Origin of the sequence: Arthrobacter sp. ov118, assembly GCF_900116495.1 — a bacterium.
Classification (GTDB): domain Bacteria; phylum Actinomycetota; class Actinomycetes; order Actinomycetales; family Micrococcaceae; genus Arthrobacter.
Genome location: NZ_FPAY01000015.1, coordinates 40397 through 51976, shown reverse-complemented (window position 1 = coordinate 51976; position 11580 = coordinate 40397). Strand labels below are relative to the sequence as shown.

The following is an 11580-nucleotide window of genomic DNA, read 5'->3' as shown; positions in this document are numbered from 1 at the left end:
GTTCGGATACCGTGGTCCCAGTCCTGCGCGGTGCGCGGGTTAACGCCCACCGCGCTGGCAGCTTCCCTGCGTGTGCTGCCGGCCTTGCGCAGCCGGAAATACTCCCCGAGCCCGGGATGAACCGGGCCGCCGGGCCTGCCCCGGAACCCGGCACGCCTTGCCCATTTCCGGCACGTGTACCGGTTAAAGCCCAGTGACTCGGCAGCCCGGGCCACATTACCCAACCGATCCAGAACCGAGAAGAACTCGTCCTTCTGCTCCTGCGTGTATTTCCTGCTGGTTCGTGGTGCTTCCGCTAAAGACGACACGGTCGTTGCAACTCCCAATTTTCATTGAGTGTTGCAACGACCGCTAGAACTCGCCAGTGCCGGAATGGGCGGTAAGTGACCCCGCGTTGCTTCTAGCTGGCGCTCTTCTGGGCGACGAGTTCGATCTCGACGAGCATCTTGGGATCCAGGAACGGCAGCACGTGAACCAGGGAGAGCGTGGGCCGGATGTCGCCGAAGACCTCGCCGTGGGCTCGGCCGGCCTCTTCCCACTTGCTGATATCGGTCAGGTACAGCTTGGACTGCACCACGTCCTCAAAGCCGAAGCCGGCCTCGGCCAGCACAGCGCCGAGCTTCTGCAGGATGTGCCTGGTCTGGGAATAGAAGTCGTCGCCTACAATTCCGTCCTCGCCGCTGGCGGCGGTCGCGGAGATGTAAAGGGTGTTGTCCACCTGGACAGCCCGGGAATAGCCGAGGGCCTGTTCCCAAGTGGAGCCGGTGCCGAAGGTCTTGCGCATGGGGGCCTTTCGCAGTTGCCGCAGGGATCGGCACAACTTTAGGTCGCCAGAGCCAAGAGCTGCCAAACCGGGTTGCTTTGTGTCGGCGGGCCCGCGTGGGGCGACTGCCCTGGCTAGAGCTCCTGCCGGTAGACGAGCAGTTTGATCTCCGTGCCCGGCACCAGCCAGTCACGCTCCGGAGCCCGCAGGAAGCCGGTTGTCCGGTAGAGCCCGTGCGCGCTTTCCCAGGTCTCGCCAGTGGTGAGTGCCACGGCATGGATCCCCGGCAGGGTCTTGGCGTGTTCGACAATGGCCTGGACCATGGCTTTGCCGGCGCCGCTGCGCTGGACGGACGGGTCCACCACCAGCATGCGGAACTCCAGCTCGTCGCTCCGGGCGATGTCCGCGTAGGGCTCGCCCTCGACCGCAAGTGTCACCGAGCCGAGAATCCGGCCGTCCCGCTCCGCCACCCAGATGGTTGCGTCTGCCGCACGCTGCGCGACGTTCTGGATCTGCCGCATGTAGGGGTGGTCGGCGTTCTCGAAATAGCCTGCTGCCAGGTAGGCATCCCGGGTGATGCGCGCTATGGCGTCGTAGTCGGCCGGAACGGCGGGGCGGATGAGGATCTGCGAAGGCACCCGTCAATGGTACGGGCGCTCGATGCCCGCCTCGCCCGGAAGAGCCGTTTCCGTGACTGAACTATCACCTTTAGCCGCGGCAACCGCCAACGGGTACCTCCGGTCAGAGGGGGAACTTGCCCGAGAGTTCCAGCGACCCGGCGCACGTCCAGGCCGCCAGCCGTTCCTCGTCGGACGGGCCTCCGGCCAGCGGACTGGTAAGCCGCGGCCGGCGCACCCAGCAGCCGGCCTCCTCAGCGATCAGGGCGCCGGCGGCGAAGTCGTGCTCATTGAGCCCGCGTTCACCGAAGGCGTCGTGGGTGCCGTCCGCCACGAGGCACAGGTCCAGCGCGGCCGAGCCCAGCCGGCGCATGTCGGCGAAACCGTCCATCAGGGCGCCCAGGCCGGCGGCCTGTTCGGCCCGGACGTCGGGATCGTAGCTGAAGCCCGTGGCCAGGATCTGACCGGCCCGTCCCGGGACCGGGCCGAACAGGGCAGTCAGCCGGCCTTGCTCCTGGAGCCACGCCCCCTCACCGCGGGACGCGAAGTAGGTGCGGCCCAGTGCCGGGGCGCTGACGACGCCGGCCAGCCAGGCGCCGTCGGCGTCGGCCACAGCCACGGAGGTGGCGTAGTAGACGATGTTGCGGATGAAATTGGTGGTGCCGTCGAGGGGGTCGATGGACCAGCGGTAACCGCTGGGCTCCGCCGGCAGGATGGTGCCGCCCTCCTCCCCCGTGATGATGTCCCGCGGCCGGGCCGCGGTGATGACCTCCCGGACGGCGGCCTCCGCGGCGACGTCGAAGGCCGTCACCCAGTCCCCCGAGTCGCCCTTGTTGCTGACATTGAGGACCGCTGCCTCCCGGGTGGCCAGGACCGCGGCCCCCGCGGCCGCGGCCGACTTCGCCAGTTCCAGCAATGCCGCCGGTGCGGGTGCGGAAGCGTCAGGGACGCCCGGACCGGAGCTCATTGGGCCGCTGCCTCGCTGTGGTCCTCGAGTCGGTCCTCGCCGTCCTCGTCGGCTTCAGCGGTGATATCAGAACTGCCGTCCGCGTCGCCGGTGGCCGCCGGGCCGTTGGCCAGCAGTTCTCGGAAGCCGTCCTCGTCCAGGACCGGGATGCCGAGCTGTTCGGCCTTGTCCAGTTTGGTGCCCGCGTTCTCGCCGGCCACCACATAGCTGGTGTTCTTCGAGACCGAGCCGGCGGCCTTGCCGCCGCGGATCAGGATGGCTTCCTTGGCCTCATCCCGGCTGAAGCCCTCGAGGCTACCGGTCACCACCACAGTCAAGCCCTCGAGGGTGCGCGGCGTGGATTCGTCGCGTTCGTCGGCCATCCGGACGCCGGCGGCCGCCCAGCGGTCCACGATGTCGCGGTGCCAGTCCTCGGCGAACCATTCCGTCAGGGCCTGGGCAATCACCGGGCCCACGCCGTCGACGTGGGCGAGCTCGTCCTCGGAGGCCTGCCGGATGGCGTCCATGTTGCCGAACGCGGTGGCTAGGGCGCGGGAGGCCCGCGGGCCCACATGCCGGATGGACAGTGCCACGAGGACCCGCCACAGCGGCTGGGCTTTTGCCTTCTCGAGTTCGCGAAACAGTTTGTCCGTGGTGGCCGTGGGCTTGGACGGGGTCTTGGCGGTGGCCTTGGTGTAGAAGTAAGGCACGAGTTCGAATTCCCCGGTGCCCACGCCCTTGGAGCGCTTCTCCCGGCGGACGCGGACGTCGGCGAGCTGCTCCGGGGTGAGGTCGAACAGCGTCGCCTCGGTGGTCAGCGGAGCGGTTTCGGGTTCGGCCGGCTGGGTCAGGGCGATGGCGGCTTCCCAGCCGAGGGCCTCGATGTCGAAGGCGCCGCGGCCGGCGAGGTGGAAGACGCGTTCGCGCAGCTGCGCCGGGCAAGAGCGGGAGTTGGGGCAGCGGATGTCCACGTCCCCTTCCTTCCCCGGGGCCAGCGGCGTGCCGCAGGCCGGGCATTCGGTGGGCATGATGAAGTCCCGGACGGGCGGGTCCTGCTGATCCCGGAGCGCCAGGACCGGGCCCACAATTTCCGGAATGACGTCCCCTGCCTTGCGCAGCACCACGATGTCGCCGATCTTCACGCCCTTGGCTTTGACGACTTCCTGGTTGTGCAGGGTGGCCATTTCCACGGTGGAGCCGGCAACCTTGGCTGGCTCCATCACGCCGAACGGGGTGACGCGCCCGGTGCGGCCGACGTTGACGGCGATGTCCAGCAGTTTGGTGTGGACCTCCTCCGGCGGGTACTTGTAGGCGACCGCCCAGCGGGGCACCCGGGTGGTGTAGCCGAGGGCACGCTGGGTGGCGAAGTCGTCCACCTTGACCACAATGCCGTCGATCTCGTGCGTAAGGCTGTGCCGCTTGTCGCCGTAGCGCTTGATGAACTCCAGGACGTCGGCCAGCCCGGGGAGGACCTCGAAATACGGGCTCGTGGGCAGGCCCCACTCGGCGAGCTGGCGGTAGGTGTCCGACTGGCTGACGGTCTGGAGTCCCTCGCGGGCGCCGATGCCGTGGACGTACATCCGCAGCGGCCGTTTGGCGGTTTCGGCGGGATCCTTCTGCCGCAGCGAACCGGCGGCGGCGTTGCGGGGGTTGGCCAGGGGCGCCTTGCCGGCCTCGATCAGGGCTTCGTTGAACTCCGCGAAGGCCTTGGACGGGATGAAGACTTCACCCCGGATTTCCATCTCCGCCGGGAAGCCGGTCCCGCTGAGCCGTTGCGGGATCTCCTTGATGGTGAGGACATTGTGCGTGATGTCCTCACCGGTGGTGCCGTCGCCGCGGGTGGCGGCCCGGACCAAGACGCCGTCGCGGTAGAGCAGGTTCACGGCGAGGCCGTCGATCTTCAGTTCGGTGAGCCACGACGGCCGGTTGTTTCCGTTGCCGATCTTGGCCACGCCGGCCTCGGCTTTGGCGATCCAGGCCTCCAGCTCCTCAAGCGAGAAGACGTCTTCCAGGCTGTACATGCGCTGCAGGTGTTCGACGGCGGCAAACGCGGCGGAGACCTCGCCGCCCACTTCCTGCGTGGGCGAATCGTTGGACACCAGCTCCGGATGCATCGCTTCGATGGTTTCCAGCCGCCGGTAGAGCTCGTCAAACTCGGCGTCGGAGATGATCGGCGCGTCCTCCTGGTAGTACGCAAATCGGTGTTTGCGGACCTGCTCCACGAGGTCCTCGTACTCCGTGCGAACGTCGCCGGCGGGGATCTGCTCCCCAGTGGGACTTTGGGTGTCGGTCTCTGCTGCGGTCTTCCCTGTGCTCACAGACCTATCCTGCCCTAGTTCGGTGCCGTTGTCCGGTCGCCGGCCCGCTCCCCGGCGTGGTCGGCAGTGTGGTCAGCCGGCGCTCGTTCAGGAGCGGGCATCACCGGAGGCGACGTGGGCGTCGACCACAATGGCGGTGACGTTGTCCCGCCCACCGCTGCGCAGGGCCGCCTGGATCAGCTCGTCGACAGCCGCCTGGGGGTCCGCCTGGGCCCCAAGGATGTCGGCAATCTGCTCGTCGCTTAGTTCGCCGTTGAGTCCGTCCGAGCAGACCAGAATCCTGTCGCCGTCCTCCAGGGGAAGCAGCCAGTAGTCTGCCCCGGTCTCATCGCCCGTGCCAAGTACGCGGGTCACAACGTGCCGCCGCGGGTGGACAGCGGCGTCGGCCTGGGTGATCTGGCCGGCGTCGACGAGTTCCTGCACCTCGGAATGGTCCACGCTGACCTGCACCAGCCCGCCTTGGCTGAACCGGTAGGTGCGCGAATCACCGATGTTCAAAACCAGCCAGTACGGAACGCCCAGTTGTTCCACCACCACGACGCCGGACAGCGTCGTGCCCGCCCGCGAGCCGGTGGCCTCCCGGATGGCTTGGTCCGCCTGGTCCAGGTACTGCTGGACGACGGCGGCGGTAGCCGTCCGCTCCCCCGCGGCCAGTTGCGGCGCCTCGGCGAGGGTGTGCACACAGATGCCGCTGGCTACTTCACCTGCTTCGTGGCCCCCCATGCCATCGGCGACGGCGAAGACGGGGTCGTAGGCGATGTAAGAATCCTCGTTCTCCTCACGCCGCAGGCCACGGTCCGTGCCGTAGCCGCAGGTGAGCCGATAGTCCGCGGTGCCGCCGGGGCTCGTGCTGGCGGCATCAGGAGCGGCGTCGGGCTGTGAATTCATGCCTGTCCTAGGTATTGGTCCAAAGTCCCGCCGGCGGCAGGTGGCTCCGACTATTGCACACTGTCCGCCGCATGGGAAACAGTTCCGGCCGCATGTTGCCGGAGCCGGCCGTTGCCGATTAGGGGACGTCAGTCCAGGATCAGGCCCCGGCCACTGCCGGGCTGCAGCTGCACCGGGTGGATTTCGCCGAACCCGCGGACATCCTCAGCCGGGCGGGGCACCAGGATGAAGCGTTCGTCCTGCTCCAAGGCGGCCGCCGTCATGGAGTCCACCAACACGCTTCCGGGGTCGGCGAGGGCAGTCAGGCGCGCGGCGAGATTGACGGTGGGTCCGTAAATGTCACCCAGCCGCGACAGGATGCGGCCCCACACCATGGCTACCCGAGCCTGCGGCAGGATCTCGTCCTCGGTGAAGGCGCGGCTAAGCGCCAGCGAAATCTCGGCGCCGGCCGCCGGTGTTTCGGCGATGTACAGGACTTCGTCACCGACCGTCTTGACCAGGCGGCCGCCGCCGACGGAAATGATTTCGGCGCACTTGTTTTCAAAGCGCTGCACCAGCTGGGCCAGCGTCTTCTCGTTCATCCTGCGGGACAGGCTCGTGTAAGACACCAGGTCCGCGAAGCCAACGGCCCGGGCCAAGGGCAGCGGCGCATCGTCCTCGTCGCCTTCGCGGCCCTCTTCGCTGGACTGCAGCCCGGCTTCGGCCCGGACGGCCAGGCGCTGGACGCCGGCGTTGAGCTGGCGGTGCCAGGAATAGACAAGCATTTCCTCGAGGGCGTCGATGAGAGACGGCAGCTGGTCAACGAGCTGCTTCCGGGCAACGGCGTCCGGCACCCCCTGCTTCTGGACCATGTCCTCCACCAGGGCCTCGATCTGCCAGACCACCATCCGGTCGGTCATCTGGCCGATGGCCCTGGTGATGGAGATGGCGGCTTCCTCGGTGAGCACGCCCTCACGCACCAGGTCCACGATGGTGGACAGGGCCGCCTGGTCACGTTCGGTGAAGGCGACATCGTCATCGCCGAGGTTGGGGAAGCCGAGGGCGCGCCACAGTTTCCGGGCCGACAGCAGCGACACTCCGGCACCGGCGGCGACTTCACGACGCCGGAGCTTGCGTTCGCCGCCCAGCAGCCGGGCTTCCAGGGCCTTGGCGGCAAGCCTTTCCGCGGACATCGCCCCGGTGGGCGGCGCGGGTTCATCCGCCGGCTCATCCGCCGGTGCGGCTGTTTGTTCTGCTGATTCTTCGGCTGTTGGTGCGGCTTCCTGGTCTTGCTCTGTCCCGTCTGCCGCGGGGCCAGCCGGACCGGTCATGGACTCCGCCGGGCCGGCTTCAAAGGCGGCGTCCGAGGCGGCGCCGGAACCGTCGTCGGGCTCCCGGGTCATATCCGGTGCGGCGAGGTCGGTGTCCTGGTGGACGTTCTCAGCGTTCATCTCTTCCACCTTCTCTCGTCTCCCAGGGCAAGGCCTCGCCCGGGTTGTAGTTCATGCCCTCAGCCTCCCAAACCCCGCCCGGAGGCAGAGCGCCGATGGCGTCAAGCATGTAGTTACGGAATGTCACGACCTCCGGGACGTCAGGAACCACAGTCCCGAGGGGATACCCGGTCTCCAAGGATATATTCCCCGAGCGCAATAGGCGCTGCAACAACGACTGCTCAATGGCCACATGGCGGACGGCCGTGAGCGGAACCTGCTCATCGCGCCTCCGTAACATGCCGTAGCGGGTAACTAAGCGCTGGCTGGTGAGGATGTAGCGGGTGGCCTGCCACCTCAGGAGTCGCGGCAGGCAATAACCCAACAGCACCCATGCCGCCAACCCCAGGCACACCCCGATCAGCCAGGGCGTCCATTGCTTGGGGATAAGAGGTGCCAGCTTTGCCGGGCCACCTTTAACCACCCAGGCGCAGGCGTACGCGGCCAACGCCGGAACAACGACGAACACTAGCCCCGGGACGATCAGCATCCTGGGCTGGGGCCGGGTTAGCACAATCACTTGCTCTCCCGGCAGGAGCACTTTACGCATAGCCACTTTCGGCCCCGCCGGCGGAGCCCTGCGCTCCCTTGCCCTGAACGGCGGTGCCCTGATCGGCGGCGCCGGCCGGATTCCACGGCCGCAGGTGCACGACGTCGCCGGCGGTCACCACATGTTCGTGGCCCGTCGCGTCGACCACCAGGAGCGAGCCGTATTCGTCCAGGCGTGTGGCGTGGCCGATGATCTCGTGGTCGCCCGGGAGCTGGGCACGGACCTGCTTGCCGAGGGTCGTCAGCAGGTGTTCCAGCCTCTTGTGCAGCGAAGGGCCACCGGCCAGGCCGGCGGCGGGGTCGCCGTCGGCATTGCAGAAACTCCGGTACAGCGTGGCGAAGCGAGACAGGTAGCTCTTCAGGAGTTCCGTCCTGTCCACAGTCTCCGGGTTTTCCAGCAGCACTGACGTGGCGGTGGGGACCGGGAGGTCGGGCTCCGTCAGCGTGACGTTCAGGCCGGTCCCGAGCACCACCGGCGGCGTCCCGGCGCCAGAGATCGGGCCGAGCTGGGCGAGGATGCCCGCGATTTTCCGGCCGCGCACCAGGACGTCGTTGGGCCATTTGAGGTCCGCAGGAAGGCCGGCCGTTTCCGTCAGGGCCTCGCGCAGGGCGAGGGCTGCGAGCAGGGAGAGCCAGGAGTAGCTATCCGTGGGCAGCGGGCGGCCGTCCGCGTTCACCGGGCGGAGCACCAGGGAGACGGAGACGGAGCTTCGCGCCGGCGCTTCCCAGCGGCGGTCGAGCCGGCCCCGCGCGGCGGTTTGGTATTCGGCGGTTAGCACCGACAGATCCGGCCAGGCGCCGGGATCCTCACTCACGCCACGGAGGAGGTCGGCGTTGGTGGAGCCGGTGGACTCCACCACCGTCAGGCGCGGAATGCCGTGGGCCGACAGGAATGCCTCATTGCTCAGGGCGTTGAGGTCCAGGGGCGGACGGTCCGGGGTTTCCTGCGCGGCTTCCATGCTTGAATCCTACCGAGGAAAGAGCGGCCCGGCTCCGGCCCCCGGAACTGCCCACCTTTGCCCCAGCAAGCTCAGAGGAAGATGTCAGGGACCAGCCGGTCCTCCGGCGCGCCGAGGCTGTACGGGCTGAAGTCCGTCACACCGGCCGCCGCAAGGACCTGCTCATCGGTATAGAAATTTCCGCTCCGGCTGCCGTCTTCGGGCAACGCGTTGCCGCCGGTCAGCACGGCGTGGGCGGCATCGGCCATGATTTCCGGGCCGCGGGCGCCCTTGACGATCTCGTCGCCGCCGGGCATGTTGCGGATGGCCGCCGTGTCGATCAGGGTGCAAGGCCAGAGCGAGTTCACGTTGACGCCGTCGGCCTTGAGCTCCTCGGCCAGGCCCAGGGTAGTCAGGCTCATGCCGTATTTGGCCAGGGTGTAGGCCAGGTGCAGGCCGGCCCACTTGGGGTCCAGGTTCAGGGGCGGGGAGAGCGTCAGGATGTGCCCGTCGTCAGATGCCCGCAGAGCCGGAAGCGCCAGCTTGGAGAGCAGGAACGTACCCCGCACGTTGATGTCCTGCATGAGGTCGTAGCGCTTCATGTCCACAGTGCCGGTCGGCGAGAGGTCGATCGCCGAGGCGTTGTTGACGACGACGTCGATCCCGCCGAAGCGGTCCACGGCCGCGCCGACGGCGCCGGCAATGTCGGCGTCGTTGCGGACGTCGCCGACCAGCGGCAACGCCCTGCCGCCGGCGGCCTCGATCTGCTCGGCCGCTGTATAGACGGTGCCTTCCAGCGTGGCGTGGGGCCGGCCGGTCTTGGCCAGAAGCACCACGTTGGCGCCGTCCCGGGCTGCGCGCAGCGCAATGGCCAGGCCGATGCCGCGGCTGCCGCCGGAGATCAGGAGGGTGCGGTCCCGAAGCGATCCGGCGGCCTGATAAGGCCCGGAGGCTGCGCCCGAAGCGTCGTTGCTTGAAGTCATGAGCACACTCTAGCCCACCGTTATTACTGGCGGGTAACATTCCGGAGGCCGGGGCGTGTACCGGGAAAATTGTAGGGTTCCTACAGCGGCACCGGCCAATACCGTCACTAGACTTGCCAGCAGAGCCCTGCTTTTGTGTATTCCAGCCAAAGGACCACGCTGTCGGGCGCCGAACAAGCTAGCGACAGAGCCGGAGACACTTGATGAGCCACGATCTGACCACGACTGCGGGAAAGATTGCAGACTTCCGCGACCGCCAGGCCCGTTCTGCGCAACCCTCCGGCCCGGAAGCGGTAGTCAAGCAGCACGCCCGGGGCAAGGGCACCGCCCGCGAGCGCATCGACCTGCTGCTGGACGCAGGCTCTTTCGTCGAATTCGATGCCCTGGCAGTGCACCGCTCCACCGCGTTCGGCATGGAGAAGAAGAAACCGCTGGGCGACGGCCTCGTCTCGGGCTACGGCACGGTGGACGGGCGCCCGGTCGCCGTCTACAGCCAGGACTTCTCGGTCTACGGCGGTTCGCTGAGCCAGGTCAACGGCGAGAAAATCGTCAAGGTCCAGGAGTTCGCGCTGCGCAACGGCTGCCCCGTGGTCGGCATCCTCGACGGCGGCGGCGCCCGCATCCAGGAGGGCGTCGCCTCCCTGGCCATGTTCGCGGACATCTTCCGCAACAACGTCCATGCCTCCGGCGTGGTCCCGCAGATCTCCCTCATCATGGGACCCTCCGCCGGCGGCGCGGCCTACTCCCCCGCCCTGACCGACTACGTGGTCATGGTGGACAAGACATCCCACATGTTCATTACCGGCCCGGACGTCATCAAGACCGTCACGGGCGAGGACGTGGACATGGAGACCCTGGGCGGCGCGCGCCAGCACAACGCCACCACCGGCACCTCAACGTACCTGGCCGCGGACGAGGCGGACGCCGTCGAGTTCGTCCGCGAACTGCTGGACTTCCTGCCCTCGAACAACCTCGCCGAAGCCCCGGTGCTCGACCACCAGCAGGAACTGGAGATCGATGACGAGGACCTCGCCCTCGATCTGCTGATCCCGGACTCCGCCAACCAGCCCTACGACATGCGCAAGGTCATCGAGCAGCTCGTGGACGACGCGCACTTCCTGGAGATGCAGGCCCTCTATGCCCCCAACGTGATCATCGGCTATGGCCGGGTCGAGGGGCACACGGTGGGCATCGTGGCCAACCAGCCCACGCAGTTCGCCGGCACCTTGGACATTGCGGCGTCGGAGAAGGCCGCCCGCTTTGTCCGCCACTGCGACGCCTTCAATATCCCCATCATCACTCTGGTGGATGTTCCCGGCTTCCTGCCCGGCAAGGACCAGGAATTCCAGGGCATCATCCGCCGCGGCGCCAAGCTGCTTTACGCCTACGCCGAGGCCACCGTGCCCAAGCTGACAGTGATCACCCGCAAGGCCTACGGCGGAGCGTACATCGTGATGGGCTCCAAGAAGCTCGGCGCGGACCTCAACCTCGCCTGGCCCACCGCCCAGATCGGCGTCATGGGCGCCCAGGGCGCGGTCAACATCCTGTACCGCCGCGAACTCGCCGCGGTGGCCGACGCCGGCGGCGACGTCGAAGCCAAGCGCGCCGAGGTGATCCGCCAGTACGAGGAAGAACTGCTTAACCCGTACCAGGCGGCCCAGCTGGGCTACGTGGATGCGGTCATCGCCCCGTCCGAAACCCGCGTGCAGATCATCAGGGGCCTGCGCGCCCTCCGGGACAAGCGCGCCGCGCTGCCCGCCAAGAAGCACGGGAACATCCCGCTGTGACCGCCGCTGACGTCCCCGCCGGTCCGGCCACGGAACCGGCAGACACGCCCGACACGCCGCTGCTCTCTGTGGTCAAGGGTGAACCGACGCCGGAAGAGCTGGCCGCGCTGACCGCCGTCGTGCTGTCGCTGGCGCAGGCACCGCAGTCGGCACCGGAGAAACCGGGTGTACGCCACTGGGTCCGCCGGCAGCAGCTTCGGCTGGCACCGAGGCCGGGTCCGGACGCCTGGCGCCGCAGCCTCGGCTGAGCGGCCGGCCTGCCGCCGCGCCGGCCCGAAAAAAGTTCAGTAACCCTTTCATAGCCCCGGCGGCCGGGCTAGTC

General features: G+C 67.9%; 11 protein-coding genes and 1 pseudogene. 2 read left to right on the top strand and 10 right to left on the bottom strand.

The features are described 5' to 3' along the window. The 10 genes and pseudogenes from BM372_RS20910 to BM372_RS19740 form a co-directional block, all read right to left on the bottom strand. Window positions 1-308, bottom strand: a pseudogene (locus BM372_RS20910) (hypothetical protein); the annotation flags it as partial. 92 nt (window positions 309-400) lie between these two features. Beyond that, window positions 401-784 carry a RidA family protein gene (locus BM372_RS19780; RefSeq protein WP_090957152.1) on the bottom strand — a complete coding sequence of 128 codons (384 nt, stop codon included), beginning with the start codon at window positions 782-784 and terminating at the stop codon, window positions 401-403. Between the two features lie 113 nt (window positions 785-897). Then, window positions 898-1401 (bottom strand): GNAT family N-acetyltransferase, encoded by a 504-nt coding sequence (locus tag BM372_RS19775; RefSeq protein WP_090957151.1) that lies wholly within the window; start codon window positions 1399-1401, stop codon window positions 898-900. A 103-nt stretch (window positions 1402-1504) separates the two neighbouring features. Then, the gene (locus tag BM372_RS19770; RefSeq protein ID WP_090957150.1) at window positions 1505-2347 is read right to left on the bottom strand and encodes an inositol monophosphatase family protein; all 843 of its coding nucleotides are present in this window, start codon (window positions 2345-2347) and stop codon (window positions 1505-1507) included. Beyond that, window positions 2344-4587: an NAD-dependent DNA ligase LigA gene (gene ligA / locus BM372_RS19765; RefSeq protein ID WP_371261769.1), complete on the bottom strand. Its 2244-nt coding sequence runs from the start codon at window positions 4585-4587 to the stop codon at window positions 2344-2346. Before ligA ends, BM372_RS19770 begins: the two co-directional genes overlap by 4 nt. A 144-nt stretch (window positions 4588-4731) precedes the next feature. Beyond that, window positions 4732-5532, bottom strand: a complete 801-nt coding sequence (locus BM372_RS19760) for a PP2C family protein-serine/threonine phosphatase (RefSeq protein WP_090957148.1) — start codon at window positions 5530-5532, stop codon at window positions 4732-4734. A 128-nt stretch (window positions 5533-5660) separates the two neighbouring features. Continuing rightward, complete coding sequence (locus BM372_RS19755; protein WP_090957147.1) at window positions 5661-6962, bottom strand: adenylate/guanylate cyclase domain-containing protein; 1302 nt, start codon at window positions 6960-6962, stop codon at window positions 5661-5663. Next, window positions 6952-7551 (bottom strand): PH domain-containing protein, encoded by a 600-nt coding sequence (locus BM372_RS19750; protein ID WP_090957146.1) that lies wholly within the window; start codon window positions 7549-7551, stop codon window positions 6952-6954. Before BM372_RS19750 ends, BM372_RS19755 begins: the two co-directional genes overlap by 11 nt. Further along, window positions 7544-8509 (bottom strand): biotin--[acetyl-CoA-carboxylase] ligase, encoded by a 966-nt coding sequence (locus tag BM372_RS19745; protein WP_256214463.1) that lies wholly within the window; start codon window positions 8507-8509, stop codon window positions 7544-7546. The genes BM372_RS19750 and BM372_RS19745 overlap by 8 nt, the downstream gene beginning before the upstream one ends. 71 nt (window positions 8510-8580) lie before the next feature. Beyond that, window positions 8581-9471, bottom strand: coding sequence for an SDR family oxidoreductase (locus BM372_RS19740; RefSeq protein WP_090957159.1), 891 nt, complete (start codon window positions 9469-9471; stop codon window positions 8581-8583). A gap of 203 nt (window positions 9472-9674) precedes the next feature. Between BM372_RS19740 and BM372_RS19735 the strand changes: the two genes are divergently transcribed. Both BM372_RS19735 and BM372_RS19730 read left to right on the top strand, forming a co-directional pair. Continuing rightward, window positions 9675-11258, top strand: a complete 1584-nt coding sequence (locus tag BM372_RS19735; protein ID WP_090957145.1) for an acyl-CoA carboxylase subunit beta — start codon at window positions 9675-9677, stop codon at window positions 11256-11258. Beyond that, window positions 11255-11506 carry an acyl-CoA carboxylase subunit epsilon gene (locus tag BM372_RS19730; protein ID WP_090957144.1) on the top strand — a complete coding sequence of 84 codons (252 nt, stop codon included), beginning with the start codon at window positions 11255-11257 and terminating at the stop codon, window positions 11504-11506. Before BM372_RS19735 ends, BM372_RS19730 begins: the two co-directional genes overlap by 4 nt. Window positions 11507-11580: the final 74 nt, after the last annotated feature.

Excerpts from the sequence above, each read along its gene's own strand:
- BM372_RS19750 (WP_090957146.1), bottom strand. The coding sequence starts at position 7,551 with ATGCGTAAAGTGCTCCTGCCGGGAGAGCAAGTGATTGTGCTAACCCGG.
- BM372_RS19755 (WP_090957147.1), bottom strand. The coding sequence starts at position 6,962 with ATGAACGCTGAGAACGTCCACCAGGACACCGACCTCGCCGCACCGGAT.
- BM372_RS19735 (WP_090957145.1), top strand. The coding sequence starts at position 9,675 with ATGAGCCACGATCTGACCACGACTGCGGGAAAGATTGCAGACTTCCGC.
- BM372_RS19760 (WP_090957148.1), bottom strand. The coding sequence starts at position 5,532 with ATGAATTCACAGCCCGACGCCGCTCCTGATGCCGCCAGCACGAGCCCC.
- BM372_RS19740 (WP_090957159.1), bottom strand. The coding sequence starts at position 9,471 with ATGACTTCAAGCAACGACGCTTCGGGCGCAGCCTCCGGGCCTTATCAG.
- BM372_RS19770 (WP_090957150.1), bottom strand. The coding sequence starts at position 2,347 with ATGAGCTCCGGTCCGGGCGTCCCTGACGCTTCCGCACCCGCACCGGCG.
- BM372_RS19745 (WP_256214463.1), bottom strand. The coding sequence starts at position 8,509 with ATGGAAGCCGCGCAGGAAACCCCGGACCGTCCGCCCCTGGACCTCAAC.
- BM372_RS19780 (WP_090957152.1), bottom strand. The coding sequence starts at position 784 with ATGCGCAAGACCTTCGGCACCGGCTCCACTTGGGAACAGGCCCTCGGC.